Source organism: Streptomyces sp. DSM 118878 (genome assembly GCF_052936595.1).
This window is the reverse complement of sequence record NZ_CP193622.1, coordinates 6,900,081-6,917,167: the sequence shown is the minus strand read 5'-3', so window position 1 is coordinate 6,917,167 and position 17,087 is coordinate 6,900,081. Positions and strand designations below refer to the sequence as shown.

Sequence of the window (17,087 nt, the reverse complement as noted above, 5' to 3'; positions counted from 1 at the left end):
CGGGTTGAACCGCCCGCGCTCACCCGTCCGTGTCGCCCGCGTCCTGGTCGTCGTCCCCCTCGGCCTGCGAGGGCGTCGTGCGCGGCGGATCGGGCCGCTCGTCCCGGGCCGGCCGGCCCGTGTCGTCGGGCCCCGTGTCCCGCTCGCCCTCGGCCTGTGACGGGGTGCTCTCACTCACGAGGTACGTCTCCCATTCATCCCGGTACATTCCGATATGTCCATGGTCGCCCGGGGCGGCGGCCGTGTCCGTTCGTGGCGTGCGCCACCGGGTACCCGTTCGCCTCGCCCTCACCCGAAAAGCCCCAAGGGAGACCCCCATGACCGACCTCACCGCTCCCCCGGCCAAGGCGGCCGTCGTCACCGGCGCGGACTCCGGCATCGGCCGCGCCACGGCCGTCCGGCTCGCCGCGGCCGGCCTGGACGTGGGGATCACCTGGCACACCGACGAGGAGGGCGCGCAGCGGACGGCCGAGGAGGTGCGCGGCCACGGCAGGCGCGCGGAGGTCGCCCGGATGGACCTGAGCCGGCTGCCCGATGAGGCGGCCGTGGTCGACCGGCTCGCCGAGCGGCTCGGCCGGATCGACGTACTGGTCAACAACGCGGGGACGGGTACCGCGACGCCCTTCCTCGACCTCACCCACGAGGACGTGCGGCACGTCGTCGACGTGGACCTCATCGGCCCGTTCCTCTGCGGTCAGCACGCCGCGCGCCGGATGATCCGGCAGGGCGACGGCGGCCGCATCGTGAATGTGACCTCCGTGCACGAGCACCAGCCCCGCGTGGGCGCGGCCCCGTACTGCGCGGCCAAGGGCGGGCTCGGGCTGCTGACCCAGGTGATGGCCCTGGAGCTCGCGGAGCACGGCATCACCGTCAACGCGGTGGCCCCCGGTGAGATCGCCACGCCCATGACCGGCCAGGAGGACACGGACGTGCACACCGAGAGCCGCCCCGGCATCCCGCTCGGCCGCCCCGGCGACGCCCGTGAGATCGCCGCCGTCATCGCGTTCCTCGCGGGCCCCGACGCCTCGTACGTGACCGGCGCCTCCTACGTCGCCGACGGCGGCATGGTCCGGATGGGCCCCCAGGCGGGCTCCCACCTCCACAGCGACGCCTGGCGGCGGCCCTGAGGTGCCCCCCGTGGCCCTGCGGTATAAGGAGAGAGCGACATCGCGCGGCCCCGCACGTCAGAGGGCCGGCGGCGAAGCGGCCCGTGTCGAAGTCGGCGGACCGGGTACCGGTGGTGCCTGGAGCAGGGATCGTCTCAGACGGCCGACCTGCACGGTCAGTGCAGCAGCCGGCGTCCGGAAACGGAGCAGCAGGTGACGCGGAACGCAGAGAACGCCACTCCCGACCACGCCGCCGGCGAGCGACAGCAGCCGGTCACCGAACTGCGCCCGGCGGGCGGGCCCATCGGGGTGAACGAGGCCCGGCACGACGTCCCCTCGGAGGAACTCCCGCCCGACCTCAACCAGGCCATCCTGGAGGCGGCCAAGCAGGTGGGCGCCCTGCTGAAGAGGAACGGCCACGAGTTCGCCCTCGCGGGCAGCGTCGCCGTGTACGCGCACGGCGGGGCGGGCAACCTCCAGCACGACGCCGACTTCTGCATCAAGCCGGAGGACGCCGGGTCGGTCGCGGCGACGCTCACCGAAGCCGGACTGACGGTGTATCAGCCGCCCGAGGACTGGCTGCTCAAGGCCAAGTGCCTGGGCCAGGACATCGACCTCATCTTCGAGCTGGCCCATCAGCCCGTCACCGCCGAGCTGCTGGCCCGGGCCACCGAACTGCCGGTGGACTCCGTACGGATGCCGGTCCTGGCGCCGACCGACCTGATGCGGGCCCTGCTCGCCGCGTTCTCCGAGCACCACTGCGACTTCGGCGCCGTCCTGCCGATCGCGCGGCAGCTCCGCGAGATGGTCGACTGGGAGACCGTCCGCCGCGACTGCGAGGACGCCCCGATGCCGGCCGCCTTTCTCTATCTGCTGGAACGCCTTCAGGTCGTCGCACCGCGAGGAGGAGACCGATGAACGACCCGGCCAACGTCGAGTACCGCATCGCCCACTTGCAGGAACGGCTCGCCGCCGAGGAACAGGGCGAGCTGGGCCTGCGCGTGGAGAACCGCGGCTCGTCCGTCACGGTCGCCGGGACCGTGCCCACGGCGCACTGCCGCGAGGAACTCCTGCGCACCGTGCGCGAGGAACTGGACGGGCTCACGGTCCACTGCGACATCGTGGTCGCCGAGACGGCGACCCCGGACCACCCGGAGGAAGTGTCATGATCCGCGTCGCCGCCGTCGGGGACATCCACATGGGCCTCGACAGCCGAGGAGTGCTCCGGCCCGCCTTCGAGACCCTGCCCGACTGTGCCGACCTGCTGCTCCTGGCCGGCGACCTCACCCGCCACGGCACACCGGAGGAGGCCCGGGTGGTCGCCGAGGAGATCACGGACCTGCCGGTCCCCGTCATCGCCGTGCTCGGCAACCACGACCACCACGACGACAAGCCCGACGAGGTCACCGCGATCCTGCGCGACGCGGGGGTACGGGTGCTCGAAGGCGAGGGCACGGTCGTCGAGATCGACGGGGCGCGCGTGGGCGTCGCGGGCACCAAGGGGTTCGGCGGCGGGTTCGTCGGGCGCTGCGGCAGCGAGTTCGGCGAGCGGATGATGAAGGACTTCATCCGGTACACCCGCCGCTGCGCGGACGGCCTGCGGACCTCCCTCACCGACCTCGCCGAGCAGGGCTGCGAGGCCCGCGTGGCGCTCACGCACTTCGCGCCCGTGCCGGACACCCTCGCGGGCGAACCCCTGGAGATCTATCCGTTCCTCGGCAGCTATCTGCTGGCCGAGGCCGTCGACGCGGTGGGCGCGGACCTCCTCGTCCACGGCCACGCGCACGCGGGCACCGAACACGGGATGACCAGCGGCGGCGTGCCGGTGCGCAACGTGGCCCAGCCGGTCATCCGCAAGGCGTTCAACGTCTACCACCTGCGGGGCCACGAGCACGCGACGGCCGCCGCCTCCGCCCAGCGGTCGGGCTAAGCCGTCCGCCGCGCCAGCAGTTTCTGCACCGTGCGGACCACGTCGAGGGCCGTGCCGCGGGAGCCGGAGACGACCGGGGCGCCCGCGGCGGCGGCGAGGTACGCGGGGCCCGTACGGCCCGCGATGACGGCGTCGGCGGCGCGCAGGACGCCCGACAGGGTCCGCACGTCCGTGCGGCCGCCCAGGTCGACGGCGATGTCGCCGCTGACCCGCCGGGTCAGGCCGGTCTCCTCGGGCCCGCCGGTGACGACGACGCGGTGGCCGCCGTCGGCGAGCAGGGCGACCACCTCGGCCGCGCGCTCGGCGCCTCCGGCGCGGGCCGGGCCGCCGGCGCCCGGGTGCAGCACGACGTACGGGCCGTTGCCCGTGAGGCCGGTGGTGTCGGGGCCGGGGTGGACGCGGAGCCTGCCGTCGTCCCCGCGGCGCGGGTGGAAGCCGAGGGCCGCGGCGCTGTCGAGCGCCGCCTCGGCGTCGCGCGCGGTGCCGTCGCCCCCGACGCGGGGCACCCGCGCCGCCCGCAGTAGCGCGGCCGGCAGCGGGCTCTCCCTGGGGGAGGCCAGGACGAGCGCGACGTCGAACGCCGCCTCCGCCAGGCGCCGGAGCGGTCCGTCCGGGTCCGCGTCGTCCACGGGCGGCGGTCCTTCGCCCTCCCACGGCGCCCGCGGTACGAGGACGTCGTCGGCGCCGGGCAGCAGCCGTGCCGCGGGTGCGCCGCGGGGTCCGCACGCCACCGTCACGTGGTCCGCCGAGGCCGCGACGGCGCGGACCGCCGGACCCGCCAGGAGCACCCCGGACATGCTGTCAGGGCAGACCACGAGCGCCTTCATGACACATCCTCCCTCTCACCACGAGCACGCATGCCGGGTGCCCCGCTCCGCGCCCGGCACGCCTCGGCGTTCACCTTCGGAGCGGGCCTCGGCGCGGCGTTCGAGGCAGTCGGCGATGGTGCGTTTCAGCCCGTCGTCCCAGTCGGTCCTCGGGGTCCAGCCGAAGAGTTCGTGGGCGAAGCCCGTCAGGGGCCGGGGCGGCTCGGGGACGTCCTGACCCGTGTACCGCACAGGCGCGTCGGAGCCGGTCAGGGCGAGGATCTTGCGGGCGATCTCCGCCACGGTGGTCCCGTCGTCGCCCCCGATGTCGACCGGCCGCACCGACCGGCTCGCGGCCACCAGGAGCACGCCGTCGACCGTGTCGTCGACGTAGCAGAGGGAGGGCGCGTGGCTGCCGTCCCCGGGGACGGTGACCGGTTCGCCGTCGAGGGCCTGCCGGATGAGTCCGGGGACCATGCGGCCGTCGCCGGGCCCCATGCGCGGCCCGTACGCCGGGAAGACCCGCACGATCCCGGCGTCGGCCTCCTCCGCGCTCACGTAGGCGGTGGTCAGGGTCTCGGCGAAGCGCCGCGCTTCGTCACGGGCGCTGTCGCGGGGCGCGGCCCCCTCGGCGTGGCAGGTCGAGGCGAGCAGGAAACGGGCGCCGTCCCTGCCGGCCACGGCGAGGGCGTTGCGCGTGCCCAGGCTGGCGGCGTCGAGCGCGTCCAGCGGGCGCTGCCGCGCGGCGGCGGGTGGGGCGAGGCACCCGAGGTGCAGCACCAGGTCGTACGGTCCCGCGAGGGTGTCCGGGGTGCCGGGCCGCGCGAGGTTCCGCTCCAGGTGGCGGAAGCGGGGGTGGTCGGCGAGGTGGGCGATGCCGCGGGCGGCGCCGAGCGGCAGGTCGTCCACGCAGTCGACCGCGACGCCCGCGTCGAGCAGGCGCTCGCACAGATGCGAGCCGAGGAAGCCGGTACCTGCGGTCACCAGGGCGTGCCGCCAGGGGGGCGGGGCCACGGGAGCCATGGAGAACATCGCCTCCGTGCCGGGAGGCCGCGTGTGGGTGGGCCGACGCATGGGAGCACCTTCTTTCGCCGACGTCTCAGGGCCAGGACGGCTCCCTGCGGGGCACGACGACCAGCTCGCCCACCACGCTGCCCGCCGGGACCGAGAGCGCGTACAGGACCGTGTCGGCCACGATGTCCGGGCTCTGGAGCATCGTGACGTCGGCGTCGGGGAAGCGCTCCATGATGAACGGGGTCTCCATGCCGCCCGCGATGACGCCGGTGACGCCGATGCCGACGCAGTCGCGCTGCGCCTCCTTGAAGAGCGTGTGGGTGAACGCGCGCAGGCCCGACTTGGCCGACGCGTACGGTCCCGCCTCGGTCCAGGTCCGGTTCGCCGCGGTGGACAGGATGTTCACGATGTGGCCGCCGCCACGGGCGATCATGCGGCGGTAGGTCTCCAGGCAGAGGTACATGGGCCCGAGCAGGTTGGTCTCGACGACCCGGGTCACCTCGTCGGCCGTCAGGTGCTCGATCGGCTTGGAGACGTCCACGGCGGCGTTGTTGACCAGGATGTCGACCGGCTCCCCTGCCTCGTCGAGATCCCGGAAGACCGCGGCCACGCCCACGGCGTCGCGTACGTCCATCTCCACGAAGCGGGCGTCGCCCCCCTCGCCGGTGAGCTCCGCGCAGAGCTCCACGGCGAGGTCCTTGCGGACGTCGGCGACCAGGACGGCCGCCCCGGCCGCGGCGAGGCGCCAGGCGATCGAGGCGCCGAGGCCCCGGGCCGCGCCGGTCACCAGCGCGCGTCTGCCGTGGAGGTCGATCTGTGCTGCGGCGCCCATGCTGTGCCTTCCTTGCTCCGGGGTGCGGATGGACGGTTCGCGCTGGGTGACCGCACCACCCACCACTGTGACCCGGAGCACGCCGCACGGCACGTCGGGAGCGGCCGGAGAAGCGTGTGAGCAAGCACACCAGAAGCGCGAATGTCCGTGTGCGGGACGGGAGTTGGTGTTCCTCGACCGTCCGCGGGGGCGAAGCGTCCCGAAGCGGGGCAGAAGCGCTTCGGGGCCATCTGCCACGATGGTCATCGCCGTACTCCGGAGCGTCCGCGACGACGTGACGCCGGCCAGGAGACGCCTACTCGGCGACACGGTGCCGAACAGATCCGGTGGAGCGACCGCGCAGAGCTGCGCGCGTCCTGAAACGCCGCCGGAACCACGCTTGAGTCCCCGCCGACTCGCCCGAGCCCCGAGTAGCCTGTGTCTTCTTCTTCTCCCCAGTCCTCTCCTGCCCCGTCCGAGCCCGTTCACACACCGGCCCCGGCCCCGGACGCGTCGCGGTCGCCGTGGCGGTCGCTGAAGTACCGCAGCATGCGCTGGTGGTCGGTCGCGAACTTCGTGTCGAACGCCGGTACGTGGATGCAGCTCACCGTGCAGAACCTGCTGGTGCTGCAGATCACCGGCTCCGCGGCGGCCACCGGCCTCTCCATGTCCGTGCAGGCCGCGCCCGCGCTGCTGATGAGCGTCGTGGGCGGCGCCGCGGTCGACCGCTGGCCCCGCAAGCTCACGGCCGCCGTCAGCCAGGCGCTCCTGGGCGTCATCGCCTTCACGACGGCCGTCCTGGTGGCGTGCGGCGGGCTGAACCTGACCGTCCTCATGGGGCTCGCCGCCGTGACCGGCGTCATCGCCACGGTCGACGGGCCCGCGTGCTCCCTCCTCGGCAACGACCTCGTGCCCCCGGAGGACGTGCCCTCGGCCATCGGCGTGGGCTCGCTCGTGCACAGCGCGGGGCGGCTCGCGGGCGCCGCGCTCGGCGGTGTCACGGTCGGCTTCCTCGGCACGGCCGCGGCCTACGCCGCCAACGGCGTGTCGTTCCTCTTCGTGGCCTCGGTCATACCCTTCCTGCGTCCCGCCTACGGGGCGGTGCGCGGGGCGGTGGCCGAGCGGCCGAAGGATGCCGCCGCGGCGAAGGCTTCCACCGAGACGGTGGGCGAGAACATGACCGTGCGGCAGGGCCTCGTCTACTTCATGCGGCGGCCCCGCCTGGTCGCTCTCGCGGGCGTCACCGGGATCAGCGCGGTCTTCGGACGGAACTACAACCTCACGCTGGTCGTGCTGGTCACCGGGCCGCTGGCCGGGAGCGCGGGGGCGTTCGGCACGGTCTCGACGGTGCTGGCGGTCGGCGGCATCATCGGCGCGGTACTCGGCGCCCGGCTGCGGAAGCCGTCCGTGCGCCTGGTGGGCACGCTGGCCGCGGCGGGAGGCCTGTTGCAGGTCCTCGCGGGCCTCTCCCCCACCTTCGCGGTCCTGCTCGTCCTGGTACTGCCGATGGCCGTCGTGGAATCGGTCTCCGACACCGCGGGCACGACGGTCCTCCAGACCGACCCGCCGGCCCACATGCGCGGCCGCGTGCTCGGCGTGTGGGGCAGCATCAGCACGGCGTGGGGCCTGGGCGGCCCGCCCGCGCTCGGCCTCCTCATGGAGCTGGCCGGCGCGCGCGGCGCCCTCGTCGCGGGCGGCCTCCTCATCGCCGGCTCGATCGGCACGGGCCTCCTGCTGCGCAGGCGCGGCACCGGCTCCCCGGTGCTGATCAGGACGGACACGAACGAGGCCACGGCCCAGCCCGCCCTGAGCACAGCCGCGTAACCACGTCACGGTGTCTCCCGCTGGGCGGCGGGCACCGCCGCTGCCGCCCTGCGGGCCAGCAGGGTCGTCGAGCGGCCGTCCAGGTACGGCAGGACCACCGCCTGGCCGCCCCAGGCCCGCAGCGTCTCCGCCTCGGGGAGGTCCTCGACCGAGTAGTCGCCGCCCTTGACCCACACGTCGGGGCGGAGCCTGGCCAGGAGGTTCTGCGGGGTGTCCTCCTCGAAGACCGCCACCGCGTCGACGCTGCCCAGCGCCTCCAGGACGCGGACGCGGTCGGCCTGCCGGTTGAGGGGGCGGCCGGGGCCCTTGCGGCGGGTCAGGGACTCGTCGGAGTTCAGGCAGACGATCAGGCAGTCGCCGATGCCGCGGGCGCTCTCCAGGAGGCCGACATGGCCCGCGTGGAGCAGGTCGAAGCAGCCGCCGGTCGCCACGACCGTGCCGCCGCGCGCCCGCACCCGCTCCGCGAGCGCGAAGGCGTCGGCGCGGACGCTCTCCTCGGGCGGCGCCGCGGGCGTCGTCCGCCACAGCGCGGGGTTCGTCGCGCCGCCCGCCGACACGAACGCGGCGGCCTCGGCGACGGCCCGCTGAAGGGCCTCCTCCGGCAGCGCGCCGTCGGCGAGCGCCGCGGCCGTGGTCGCCGCGAAGCAGTCACCGGCGCCGCACGCGTCGCCGGTGGCGCGGTAGGGGGACGGCACGAGCATCGGCGTGCCCGAGCCGGGGCGGGTGAGCAGGACGCCCCGGTCGCCGAGGGTCACCGCGACGCCGGAGACCCGCCAGCGCTCGGCCAGCTCAGCGCCCCGCCCCGCGTAGGCGCGCAGCGTCTCGTCCTCGCCACCGCACAGCGCCCGGGTCTCGGCGGCGTTGGGGGTCACCAGCCGCGCTCCGGGCACGGGGTCGTCGCCCTTGGGGTGCGGGTCCCACACCAGGGGCGTACGTGGGGTGACGGCCACCAGTTGTTCGCGTACGGCGCTCGCGGTGTGCCGCCCGTAGTCGGCGACGAGGACGGCGTGCGCCCCGGCCAGCGCGTCGCGCACCGCGGCGTCGGGCTCGCCCGGTGTGCCGCCGCCCCGGTCGATGCGGACCAGCGGCCGCCCGGAGGCGAGGACGCGGGTCTTCACCGGCAGGGTGCCTTCGAGCGGCAGCTCCACCAGGCGCACCCGGCCGCGGAGCTCGCGGCGCACGGCCTCGCTCGCGGGGTCGTCGCCGAGCGCGGTCACCAGGGTCACCTCGCGTCCGCCGCGGGCGGCGAGCGCGGCGGCGAGACCGGCGCCGCCGGGGTGCCGACGGTCGACGGTGACGTCGACGACGGGTGCGCAGGCGTCCGGCGAGAGCCGGGTGGCGACGCCCTCGATGTCCTCGTCGAGCAGGACGTCCCCGACGACGACGAGCGGCTTGGGACCGGTGTTCTTCATGACACGCTCCCGTTGACTCGGATCACACTCGGCGCGGCGGTCCGCACCGCGGCCTGTGCCGGTTCGGCGACGGCCGCGTCGAAGGCCTCGCAGAGCAGGTGGACGGCGACGAGGTGGGCCTCCTGCACGGTCGCCGTGGTGTCGCCCGCGACGCTGAGAAAGTCGTGGGCGGCCTCGATGAGGGGGTTGGGGCCCGGCCCGGTGAGCGCCCAGACGCGCAGCCCGGCGGCCCGCGCCGCCACGGCGGCGGTGATGAGGTTGGCGCTGCGGCCCGAGGTGGAGAGCAGCAGCAGGATGTCCCCGGGCCTGCCGTGGGCGGCGACCTGGCGCGCGTACACATGCTCGAACCCGTAGTCGTTGCCGATGGCGGTCATGGTGGACGTCTCGGCGTGCAGGGCGATCGCGGAGTACGCGGGCCGCTCCCGCTGGTAGCGGCCGACCAGCTCCGCGGTCAGGTGCTGCGCCTGGGCGGCGCTGCCGCCGTTGCCCGCGGCGAGCAGCCGGCTCCCGGCGGGCAGGGCGGCGGCGAGTGCGCCGCCCCAGTCCGTGATGCGGCCGAGGCCGTCCCGGCGCAGCCGGACGATCGCCCGCTCCAGGGAACGGCAGTGCAGATGTGCGGCGTCGAGTGCAGAGAATTCGCTCATGCTGTTCGGGCGTACCGCGTCCACGGGGGACGGCGGCGGGCCCGCACCTCCTTCTGATGGGCAGGGCCTCACACCGCGCCGACGCCCGTCACGACGGGCCGGGCGTCGAGCACCGCGCAGTAGGCGGCCTCGGTGGCCGCGGCGACCCGTGGCCAGCCGTACCGGCGCAGGGTCCTGCGGCGCCCCGCCTCGCCGCCCGCCGCGCGCCCCGCGGGGTCGGCGAGGAGTTCGGCGACGGCGCGGGCGAGGGCCGCGGGGTCGCGGGGCGGCACCAGGCGCCCGGTGGCCGGGTCGGCGACGGTGTCGAGCTGTCCGCCGACCGCGCTGGCGACCACGGGCCTGCCGCAGGCCATGGCCTCCAGCGGGACGATGCCGAACGGCTCGTAGTCGGCGGGGCACACCACCACGTCGGCCGCGCGCAGCAGCGGCGGCACGTCCACGCTCGGCACGCCGCCGGTGAAGCGGACCCGGCCGGCGACGCCCGCCTCCCGGGCGAGGGCGCGCAGCCTGCGCACCTCGGGGTCCTGGCCGAGCCGGTCGGCGGGAGGACCGCCGACGATCACCAGCTCGGTGTCGGGCAGCAGGGCGAGCGCGGCGATGGAGACCGCCGCGCCCTTGCGCGGAACGAGCCGGCCGAGCTGGAGCAGCTGGTGGCGCAGAGGGCCGCGCTCGGCGACCGGGCCGCGCGGGGTGAACAGGTCGGTGTCGACGCCGCAGGGCACGATGCCGACCTTGGCGGCGGGTATGCCCATGCGGCCCAGTTCGGCGACCTCGTCGCGGCAGGTGGCGATGATGCGGTGGCAGCCGCGGCCCACCTCCGTCTCCAGGGCGACCCGGCGCGGCGGGCTGGGGTCGGCGAGCCGCTGATGGCGCCGCTTCACCGTGCCGAGGGCGTGGTACGTGTGCAGCAGCGGCAGGCCGGTCTCGCGCGTGGCCCGGAGCGAGGCGAGCCCCGACATCCAGAAGTGCGAGTGCACCAGGTCGGGCGGGCGGTTGCGCCAGCTACGGGCCATGTACCGCCCGAACTCCGCCATGTGGGGCAGGAGTTCGTCCTTGGGGATCGGCTCGGGCGGGCCCGCGGGCACGTGGCGCACCTCGACGCCGTCGCGCAGCGCCACCCGGTCGGGCAGGTCGCGCGCGTCGCGGCGGGTGTAGACGGTGACCTGGTGGCCGCGGTCGGCGAGGGCACCCGCGAGGCAGGCGACGTGCACGTTCTGTCCGCCGGCGTCCACGCCGCCGAGGGCGGCGAGCGGGCTCGCGTGTTCCGAGACGAGCGCGATCGACAGCGCTCCGGGGGTGCCGGGGTCGAAGGGGTCAAGGGACGAGGTCATGAGCACGCCTCCGTCATCACGCGCTCCCAGTCGGCGAGGAAGCGCTTGAGTCCATACCGTTCGAGTGCCGCCTGGCGGGCGCGGGCGCCGTCCTCGGCCGCCGCCTCCGGTTCCGCCAGGTAGTGCCGGACCGCCCGCGCGAGGACGTCGGGGCGGGTGGACAGGGTGCCGGTGCCGCGCGGTACGGCCTCGACCGCCTCGGTGGTGGCGAACGCGACGACGGGCATGCCCAGGTGCATGGCCTCCAGGAGGGACAGGCCGAGCGACGTCCAGCGCACCGGGTGCAGGTACAGGCGGCGGCGCGCGAGCGCGGCGTGCAGTTCGCCCTGGGGCAGGTCGGCGGCGCGGCAGCGGTCCTCGGCCACGCCGAGGTGCGCGGCCAGGCCCTCGGTGCGCATGCCGAAGACGTCCAGGGGCGCCGCCTCGCTGAGGTCGGCCAGGAGGTCGGTGCCGGTGTACCGGCCGCGCCTGACCGGTTCGTTGACGACGACGGCCGCGCGGGCGAGCCGTCCGGTGTACTGGTGCCCGGGGTCGACGATGCCGTGCTCGATGACCTCGGTGCGCGTACCGCCGTTGTCCCAGAACAGCCGGTTGAAGTGCGTGACGTGCACGAGCGTGAGGTCGTCGCGGTCGGCGCAGGGGTGCCGGGTGTTCGGTACGTCGCCGTCCGGCGCGTTGTGCTCCAGGTACACCGCCGGCACGTCACGGCCCGGGCGCCGCCCGCCGAGCCACTGTTCGGCCAGGTCGCGTTCGTGCGGACGCTGGAGGACGACGAGGTCCACCTCCGCGTCGCGCAGCTCCCCGGGGGTGATCTCCCGTACGGAGTCGGGCCAGGCGAAGGTGCGCGCGCGGCCGAGGCCGTCCGGGCCGCGGTCCGGTGTGACGGGAACGAGGTAGGTGTGGGGCCCCTGCACGAACGCTGTCGTCCAGGAGCCGTGCACGTGCCACAGCAGGATGTTCATACGGTCGCTCCTCGTTCCGGTCCGGGCGCGTGGCCCGGTCCGGTCGGCGGGTGGGGCGGGGCGTCCGCCGGGTCCGGGCGGCCGAGGACGAGACGGACGGCGGTGAGCAGGTCGGGGGCCACGGTGTCCGCGGCGGCGGTCTCCTCGGCGCGGGTGACCGGGGTGGGCACGAGCACACCGCGCGCACCGGCGGCGCGCGCGGCGTCCACATCGGCGCCGATGTCGCCGATGACGACGGCGCGCCCGGCGGGCACACCGAGCCGTGCGCACGCGGCGAGGACGAGCCCCGGCTCCGGTTTGCGGCAGCCGCAGCCGTCGCCGGGGCCGTGCGGGCAGATCGCCCAGACGGCGAACGGGCCGAGGAGCTCCTCCACGCGCCGCCGCACCGCGTCGACCTGGGCGCGCGACAACAGGCCGCGCGCGACGCCCGACTGGTTGCTCACCACGCCGGCCGGGACGCCCGCCGCCCGTACGGCGTCGACGGCCTCGCGGGCGGTCGGCATGAGCCGCACCCGCGCGGGATCGCCGTTGTAGGGCACGTCGGCGACGAGGGTCGCGTCCCGGTCGAAGAGGACGGCGGCGGGGAGGTCCCGGTCCGCCGCGCCCGGGCCGCGCGGCGGGGCGGGACCGTCGATCAGCCAGGGCCCGTCGGCGGTCTCGGCGATGGCCGTGGTGATCGTCGGCGGCCGGGTCTGCGCGGCCGGGTGCCGGTTCATCGGCCGGCCTGTTCCCCGGCGAGCGGCCGACGCGGCGTACCCGGCGGCCTCGACGCTCCGGACACCGGCCGCAGCGGCGCGGCCCCGCGGTGCGCGATGTGGCCGCGCAGCCAGTGCCAGGTCGCGGCGGGCGGGATGAGCGCGCTGGTCACGGCCATGGCGACCACCTCCTCGCGGTGGCGGGGGCCCGGCAGGATGCGGGCCAGGGCGAACTCGGCGGTTCCGGCGAGCCAGCCGGCGGCGCAGGCGGTGGCGCCCGCGGGCCTGCGCAGCGCGGCGCAGGCCAGGGCGCCGAGGGCCGCCGCGGTCACCGCGAGGTGCCGGGGCAGCCTGCCGCGGGGGGCCGCGGCGCGGGTCCACCAGTCGGGGCCGTGCAGCCGGGTCATGAGCACGTCGTCCGCGTTGCCCCGCTGGAGGCGCAGCGAGATCCAGCGGTCCGCCGGGCGTACCGGATGGGCCGTGGAGCGCGCCCCGCGGGCTACGGTCCAGCCCTCGGCGAGCACCCGCAGCGCCAGGTCGGCGTCCTCGCGGAAGGCGCGCCGGAACCGCTCGTCGAAGCCGCCGACGGCTTCGAGCGCCTCCCGGCGGTAGGCCATGTCGGCGGTGATCCACCGGGCGGTGGCGAGCCCCGCGGTGCTGCGCTCCCAGTCCGTCGGCCTGCGGTCCGCGGGCAGCGGTACGTCGATGCGGGCGGTGACGGCGCCGTTGGCGGGGGTGGCCGCGGCGAGGTCGAGGGCGAGGTCGTCGCACCAGGTGGGTCCCGGCACCACGTCGTCGTCGAGGAAGACGACCCACGGCACCCGCATGGCCGCCCGCCAGCCGGTGTTCCTGGCCGCGGCGGGGCCGCGCGCCCTGCCGGGCACCACGGCGGTGACCGGGCGCAGGGCGGCCGGGACGTCGACCGGCAGCGGTGTGGCGCCGTGCTTGTGCGGCCGGTCGTCGACGAGGATCACGCTCTCGGGCTTCGGCCCTGTCGCGTCGGCGAGGGCGCGCAGGGTCGCGCCGAGGCTGGGCCGTCCGAGGGTGGGGATCACCACCGCGTACGTGCCTTCGGCGCCTTCGTGCCGTCGCTCGTGGGTGGCCATCAGGCACCGCCGTTCTCGTCGGCGCGCAGGTCGGCGCGGAAGAGGTCCTGGCGGCGGATCGCGTACGGGCCGATGGCCAGGAGGTCGACGGGCGAGGAGCCGAAGCACTCCAGGGCGTCGCGCGGGTCGTCGACCATAGGGCGGCCCGCCGTGTTCAGGCTGGTGTTGACCACGACCGGCAGCCCGGTGAGCCGCTCGAACTCGCCGAGCATGCGGGCGACCAGGGGCTCGCGCGCGGCGTCGACGGTCTGGATGCGGGCCGTGCCGTCCACGTGCACGACGGCCGGTATCCGCTCCCGCCAGGACTCGGCCACGTCGTGCACGAAGAGCATGTACGGGCTGGGCAGCGGCCCGTCGAAGATCTCGGGGGCGCGTTCGGCGAGCACCATCGGGGCGACCGGGCGGAACTGCTCGCGGCCCTTGACGTCGTTGAGGCGCTCCAGGTTGCCCGCGTGGCCGGGGTGGGCCATCAGTGAGCGGTGCCCGAGCGCCCTCGGGCCGTACTCGGAGCGGCCCTGGAACCAGGCGACGATCCGGTTGTCGGCCAGCGCCCGCGCCACGGTCCCCGCGATGTCCGCGGGCCGCTCGAAGCTCACGGCGGCCGTCTTCAGCCAGGCGCCCAGTTCGGCGTCCGTCCAGTCGCGGCCGAGGTCGGCGCCGGTCATGGGTTCGGGCTCGACGCCCTCGCCCGCGGTGAGCAGCAGCGCGCCGCCGAGGGCCGTGCCCGCGTCACCGGCAGCGGGCTGCACCCACACCCGGGAGAAGGGGCCCTCCCTGGCTATGCGGGAGTTGGCGACGCAGTTCAGGGCGACGCCGCCGGCGAGGGTGAGGACGCTGTCGTGGGTCTTGCCGTGCAGCCAGCGCGCCAGGTCGAGCATGGTCTCCTCAAGGACGGCCTGGGCGCTCGCGGCCACGTCGGCGTGGGCCTGCGTCCACGGCTCGTCGGCGCCGCGGGGCGGGCAGAGTTCATGCCAGGGCACCGCGGTGGCGCGGAATCCTCCGTCGCCGGTCGGGTACACGTGCCGGCGCAGTTCGGGGAGCATGCGCGGGCTGCCGTGGGAGGCGAGGGCCATGACCTTGAACTCGTCGGAGGAGCGGAGGAATCCGAGGTGCCCGGTGAGTTCCTCGTAGACGAGGCCGAGGGAGTGCGGCAGGTCCTGCGCGTACAGCGCCCGGAGCTCGCCCCGCACGCGCCGCGCGGCGAGGTGCGAGGCGCGCTCGCCCCGGCCGTCGAGGACGAGCACCGAGGACTCCTCGGCGCCCGGCGCGGCGAAGGCGCTGGAGGCGGCGTGCGCCATGTGGTGCGGCACGAAGCGGACGACGGCCGGGTCGAGGCCGGGCAGCGCGGCCTTGAGGAAGCCGGGCGCCTCACGGGCGTACGTCTGGCGCAGGTGGTCCCAGGGGTCGTCGAGCCCCATCGACTCGGCGGGCCGCGCGAGGCCCGGGTCGTAGGAGTAGGCGACGGCGTCGAGGTCCTCCGGGCGGAGACCGGCCCTGCTCAGGCACCAGGCGGCGGCCTGCTCGGGCAGTTCCCAGGCCGAGAACGGCACGGGCCGCTTGCCGTGCTTGCGCCGGGAGAACCGCTCCTCCTCGGCGGCGGCGACGGTTCGGCCGTCGATCACGAGGGCGGCGGCGGGGTCGTGGAAGAGGGCGTTGATTCCGAGGATGCGCATGGGAGAACCGGCCTTCTTTCGGCGGTCGCGGGGACGGGGGACATGACCGGGCTGGGTCTGGGCCGCCCTGCGGTCAGTGGTCCGCTGTGCCGCGGAACCACTCGATCGTGCGCCGGAGGCCGTCCGTCGCGTCGACGCGCGGCTCCCACTGGAGCTTGTCGCGGGCCAGGGTGATGTCCGGGCAGCGGACGGCCGGATCGTCCGTGGGGCGGTCGATGAAGCGGATCTCCGAACGCGATCCGGCGAGCTCGATGATCAGCCGGGCGAGCTCCAGCATCGTGATCTCGGAGGGGTTGCCGATGTTGACCGGGCCGCGCATGCCGTGGGCCGCGGCCGCGAGGACGCCGCGCACGGTGTCGTCGACGTAGCACAGCGAGCGGGTCTGGTTCCCGTCACCGGTGACGGTCAGGGGCTCACCGGCCAGGGCCTGCCGGACGAAGGTCGGCACGGCACGGCCGTCGTGGCCGCGCATGCGGGGCCCGTAGGTGTTGAACAGCCGCACGATGCCGGTGTCGGTGCCCTCGGCCTCGGCGTGCGCCGTGGTCAGGGCCTCGCCGAAGCGCTTGGCCTCGTCGTACACGCTCCGCGGGCCCACCGGGTTCACATGGCCCCAGTACCGCTCGTCCTGCGGGTTCTGCTGCGGGTCGCCGTAGACCTCGGACGTCGAGGCGAGCAGGAAGCGGGCGCCGGTGCGGTGTGCGAGCCGCAGGGCGTTGCGGGTGCCGAGGCTGCCGGTCTCCAGCGTGTGCAGGGGCAGCCGCAGATAGTCGGCGGGCGATGCCGGGGAGGCGAAGTGGAGGACGAGGTCGGGCGGGCGGTCGACGCCGAGGCCTTCGGCGACGTTGGCCCGTATGAGCGTGAAGCCGGGGCGGTCGAGGAGCGGTGAGAGGTTCTCCGGCCGTCCGGTGCTGAAGTCGTCCACGCAGGTGACGTCGGTGCCCGCGGCCAGCAGGGCGGCGCACAGGTGCGAGCCGACGAATCCCCCTCCGCCGGTGACGACGGCGTGTTCCCAGTTTCCCGACAGAGCTGTGGTCATCAAGGTCTCCTCCGTGCGCACCGATTTCTCGGTAAGCCTCTGCGAAACGGAGAGAGACGGCTACGCGGCGTACGGCAACCGGGTGAACCGGGTGACAGGCCGCTTCTTTCACGGCGGAAAGCAGCACGGCAGAAAGCAGAAAGCCCCGCCGCTGCGCGAGAGACAGCGGCAGGGCTGGGCGGACAGCCGGCCGGGCGGCAATAGGCACGGTTAATTCAGCGGCCCCGCGGATCAGCCGAGTCCGCCACTGCCGAAGCCGCCGCCCCCGCTGGTTTTCCTGTGGTCCTCCGGGTCCTGCGATTCACAGGGATGGCTGCTGCAGTTGCCGTATCCCCCCTGGATCTCGTGCGGGAGGAGACGGTGGCCGTCGTGCGGCATCTCGTTCGGCTCGCGGTACTCCCGCTCCTCCCTGACCGGGCCGTCGTACGGACGTTTCGGCTGCTTCTCGGGGTTCGGCGGGTCGATCTGCCGTGCCTGGGCGCGCCGGCCGAAGTAGAAGGCGCTCAGCAGGACGCCGACCACGACGAGCCCGGCGAGCCACATCAGCAGGTGGGCTGTGTGCGAAGCTGCGAGTTCCATTGTTTCCATACAGGGGTTGTACCCGCCCGGCCCGAAATATAGCTGGCATTTCCTTTTTTAAACACGGTCGACGGTGTCGATTAGCGGGCGAAAGTCACGCGGCGACTTGCGTCGCCGGGTGCTCCGACGGAACTACGGAGAGTGCGTCCGAAGTACTC

19 protein-coding genes are annotated in these 17,087 nt (G+C 74.9%); 5 read left to right on the top strand and 14 right to left on the bottom strand.

What is annotated here, in order from left to right:
• Window positions 1–19: 19 nt before the first annotated feature.
• A complete protein-coding gene (locus ACRAKF_RS30595; protein ID WP_447040816.1) occupies window positions 20–178 on the bottom strand; it encodes a hypothetical protein in 159 nt (52 codons plus the stop codon).
• A 139-nt stretch (window positions 179–317) separates the two neighbouring features.
• Between ACRAKF_RS30595 and ACRAKF_RS30590 the strand changes: the two genes are divergently transcribed.
• From ACRAKF_RS30590 to ACRAKF_RS30575, 4 genes are all read left to right on the top strand, one after another.
• The gene (locus ACRAKF_RS30590) at window positions 318–1,127 is read left to right on the top strand and encodes an SDR family oxidoreductase (protein ID WP_447040814.1); all 810 of its coding nucleotides are present in this window, start codon (window positions 318–320) and stop codon (window positions 1,125–1,127) included.
• A 192-nt stretch (window positions 1,128–1,319) separates the two neighbouring features.
• Complete coding sequence (locus ACRAKF_RS30585; RefSeq protein ID WP_447040813.1) at window positions 1,320–2,024, top strand: hypothetical protein; 705 nt, start codon at window positions 1,320–1,322, stop codon at window positions 2,022–2,024.
• Window positions 2,021–2,275, top strand: coding sequence for a hypothetical protein (locus tag ACRAKF_RS30580; protein ID WP_447040812.1), 255 nt, complete (start codon window positions 2,021–2,023; stop codon window positions 2,273–2,275). Before ACRAKF_RS30585 ends, ACRAKF_RS30580 begins: the two co-directional genes overlap by 4 nt.
• Window positions 2,272–3,036, top strand: a complete 765-nt coding sequence (locus ACRAKF_RS30575; protein ID WP_447040811.1) for a metallophosphoesterase family protein — start codon at window positions 2,272–2,274, stop codon at window positions 3,034–3,036. Before ACRAKF_RS30580 ends, ACRAKF_RS30575 begins: the two co-directional genes overlap by 4 nt.
• Here ACRAKF_RS30575 and ACRAKF_RS30570 read toward each other — a convergent pair.
• The 4 genes from ACRAKF_RS30570 to ACRAKF_RS30555 all read right to left on the bottom strand — a co-directional run bounded on the left by ACRAKF_RS30570 (window position 3,033) and on the right by ACRAKF_RS30555 (window position 6,275).
• Window positions 3,033–3,863 (bottom strand): glycosyltransferase family 9 protein, encoded by an 831-nt coding sequence (locus tag ACRAKF_RS30570; RefSeq protein WP_447040810.1) that lies wholly within the window; start codon window positions 3,861–3,863, stop codon window positions 3,033–3,035. The genes ACRAKF_RS30575 and ACRAKF_RS30570 overlap by 4 nt on opposite strands.
• 15 nt (window positions 3,864–3,878) lie before the next feature.
• The gene (locus tag ACRAKF_RS30565; RefSeq protein ID WP_447040809.1) at window positions 3,879–4,916 is read right to left on the bottom strand and encodes an NAD-dependent epimerase/dehydratase family protein; all 1,038 of its coding nucleotides are present in this window, start codon (window positions 4,914–4,916) and stop codon (window positions 3,879–3,881) included.
• A 25-nt stretch (window positions 4,917–4,941) separates the two neighbouring features.
• A complete protein-coding gene (locus ACRAKF_RS30560; protein ID WP_447040807.1) occupies window positions 4,942–5,688 on the bottom strand; it encodes an SDR family oxidoreductase in 747 nt (248 codons plus the stop codon).
• A 464-nt stretch (window positions 5,689–6,152) separates the two neighbouring features.
• On the bottom strand, window positions 6,153–6,275 hold the full coding sequence (locus tag ACRAKF_RS30555) for a hypothetical protein (RefSeq protein ID WP_447042317.1): 123 nt from the start codon (window positions 6,273–6,275) through the stop codon (window positions 6,153–6,155).
• On the opposite strand from ACRAKF_RS30555, the gene ACRAKF_RS30550 reads away from it, so the two are divergent.
• Window positions 6,217–7,491, top strand: coding sequence for an MFS transporter (locus ACRAKF_RS30550; RefSeq protein ID WP_447040806.1), 1,275 nt, complete (start codon window positions 6,217–6,219; stop codon window positions 7,489–7,491). The genes ACRAKF_RS30555 and ACRAKF_RS30550 overlap by 59 nt on opposite strands.
• Window positions 7,492–7,496: 5 nt before the next feature.
• On the opposite strand, the gene rfaE2 is transcribed toward ACRAKF_RS30550, so the two are convergent.
• The 9 genes from rfaE2 to ACRAKF_RS30505 all read right to left on the bottom strand — a co-directional run bounded on the left by rfaE2 (window position 7,497) and on the right by ACRAKF_RS30505 (window position 16,938).
• The gene (rfaE2, locus tag ACRAKF_RS30545; protein ID WP_447040805.1) at window positions 7,497–8,903 is read right to left on the bottom strand and encodes a D-glycero-beta-D-manno-heptose 1-phosphate adenylyltransferase; all 1,407 of its coding nucleotides are present in this window, start codon (window positions 8,901–8,903) and stop codon (window positions 7,497–7,499) included.
• A complete protein-coding gene (locus tag ACRAKF_RS30540) occupies window positions 8,900–9,547 on the bottom strand; it encodes a D-sedoheptulose-7-phosphate isomerase (protein ID WP_447040803.1) in 648 nt (215 codons plus the stop codon). The genes rfaE2 and ACRAKF_RS30540 overlap by 4 nt, the downstream gene beginning before the upstream one ends.
• Window positions 9,548–9,615: 68 nt before the next feature.
• Window positions 9,616–10,878, bottom strand: a complete 1,263-nt coding sequence (locus tag ACRAKF_RS30535; protein ID WP_447040802.1) for a glycosyltransferase — start codon at window positions 10,876–10,878, stop codon at window positions 9,616–9,618.
• A complete protein-coding gene (locus tag ACRAKF_RS30530) occupies window positions 10,875–11,840 on the bottom strand; it encodes a glycosyltransferase (RefSeq protein WP_447040800.1) in 966 nt (321 codons plus the stop codon). The genes ACRAKF_RS30535 and ACRAKF_RS30530 overlap by 4 nt, the downstream gene beginning before the upstream one ends.
• Window positions 11,837–12,556 (bottom strand): D-glycero-alpha-D-manno-heptose-1,7-bisphosphate 7-phosphatase, encoded by a 720-nt coding sequence (locus tag ACRAKF_RS30525; protein WP_447040798.1) that lies wholly within the window; start codon window positions 12,554–12,556, stop codon window positions 11,837–11,839. The genes ACRAKF_RS30530 and ACRAKF_RS30525 overlap by 4 nt, the downstream gene beginning before the upstream one ends.
• On the bottom strand, window positions 12,553–13,641 hold the full coding sequence (locus tag ACRAKF_RS30520; RefSeq protein ID WP_447040797.1) for a glycosyltransferase family 2 protein: 1,089 nt from the start codon (window positions 13,639–13,641) through the stop codon (window positions 12,553–12,555). Before ACRAKF_RS30520 ends, ACRAKF_RS30525 begins: the two co-directional genes overlap by 4 nt.
• Window positions 13,641–15,314, bottom strand: coding sequence for a carbamoyltransferase family protein (locus ACRAKF_RS30515; RefSeq protein WP_447040795.1), 1,674 nt, complete (start codon window positions 15,312–15,314; stop codon window positions 13,641–13,643). The genes ACRAKF_RS30520 and ACRAKF_RS30515 overlap by 1 nt, the downstream gene beginning before the upstream one ends.
• A 73-nt stretch (window positions 15,315–15,387) precedes the next feature.
• Complete coding sequence (locus tag ACRAKF_RS30510) at window positions 15,388–16,350, bottom strand: NAD-dependent epimerase/dehydratase family protein (RefSeq protein ID WP_447040793.1); 963 nt, start codon at window positions 16,348–16,350, stop codon at window positions 15,388–15,390.
• A 231-nt stretch (window positions 16,351–16,581) separates the two neighbouring features.
• Window positions 16,582–16,938: a DUF6479 family protein gene (locus ACRAKF_RS30505; RefSeq protein WP_447040792.1), complete on the bottom strand. Its 357-nt coding sequence runs from the start codon at window positions 16,936–16,938 to the stop codon at window positions 16,582–16,584.
• Between the last annotated feature and the right edge of the window lie 149 nt (window positions 16,939–17,087).

What these genes read in the sequence shown, in the direction of transcription:
- ACRAKF_RS30520 (WP_447040797.1), bottom strand. Translation starts at nt 13,641, where the DNA reads ATGGCCACCCACGAGCGACGGCACGAAGGCGCCGAAGGCACGTACGCG.
- ACRAKF_RS30550 (WP_447040806.1), top strand. Translation starts at nt 6,217, where the DNA reads ATGCGCTGGTGGTCGGTCGCGAACTTCGTGTCGAACGCCGGTACGTGG.
- ACRAKF_RS30560 (WP_447040807.1), bottom strand. Translation starts at nt 5,688, where the DNA reads ATGGGCGCCGCAGCACAGATCGACCTCCACGGCAGACGCGCGCTGGTG.
- ACRAKF_RS30590 (WP_447040814.1), top strand. Translation starts at nt 318, where the DNA reads ATGACCGACCTCACCGCTCCCCCGGCCAAGGCGGCCGTCGTCACCGGC.
- ACRAKF_RS30540 (WP_447040803.1), bottom strand. Translation starts at nt 9,547, where the DNA reads ATGAGCGAATTCTCTGCACTCGACGCCGCACATCTGCACTGCCGTTCC.
- ACRAKF_RS30525 (WP_447040798.1), bottom strand. Translation starts at nt 12,556, where the DNA reads ATGAACCGGCACCCGGCCGCGCAGACCCGGCCGCCGACGATCACCACG.
- ACRAKF_RS30575 (WP_447040811.1), top strand. Translation starts at nt 2,272, where the DNA reads ATGATCCGCGTCGCCGCCGTCGGGGACATCCACATGGGCCTCGACAGC.
- ACRAKF_RS30530 (WP_447040800.1), bottom strand. Translation starts at nt 11,840, where the DNA reads ATGAACATCCTGCTGTGGCACGTGCACGGCTCCTGGACGACAGCGTTC.
- rfaE2 (WP_447040805.1), bottom strand. Translation starts at nt 8,903, where the DNA reads ATGAAGAACACCGGTCCCAAGCCGCTCGTCGTCGTCGGGGACGTCCTG.
- ACRAKF_RS30535 (WP_447040802.1), bottom strand. Translation starts at nt 10,878, where the DNA reads ATGACCTCGTCCCTTGACCCCTTCGACCCCGGCACCCCCGGAGCGCTG.
- ACRAKF_RS30510 (WP_447040793.1), bottom strand. Translation starts at nt 16,350, where the DNA reads ATGACCACAGCTCTGTCGGGAAACTGGGAACACGCCGTCGTCACCGGC.
- ACRAKF_RS30570 (WP_447040810.1), bottom strand. Translation starts at nt 3,863, where the DNA reads ATGAAGGCGCTCGTGGTCTGCCCTGACAGCATGTCCGGGGTGCTCCTG.
- ACRAKF_RS30505 (WP_447040792.1), bottom strand. Translation starts at nt 16,938, where the DNA reads ATGGAAACAATGGAACTCGCAGCTTCGCACACAGCCCACCTGCTGATG.
- ACRAKF_RS30580 (WP_447040812.1), top strand. Translation starts at nt 2,021, where the DNA reads ATGAACGACCCGGCCAACGTCGAGTACCGCATCGCCCACTTGCAGGAA.
- ACRAKF_RS30515 (WP_447040795.1), bottom strand. Translation starts at nt 15,314, where the DNA reads ATGCGCATCCTCGGAATCAACGCCCTCTTCCACGACCCCGCCGCCGCC.
- ACRAKF_RS30565 (WP_447040809.1), bottom strand. Translation starts at nt 4,916, where the DNA reads ATGCGTCGGCCCACCCACACGCGGCCTCCCGGCACGGAGGCGATGTTC.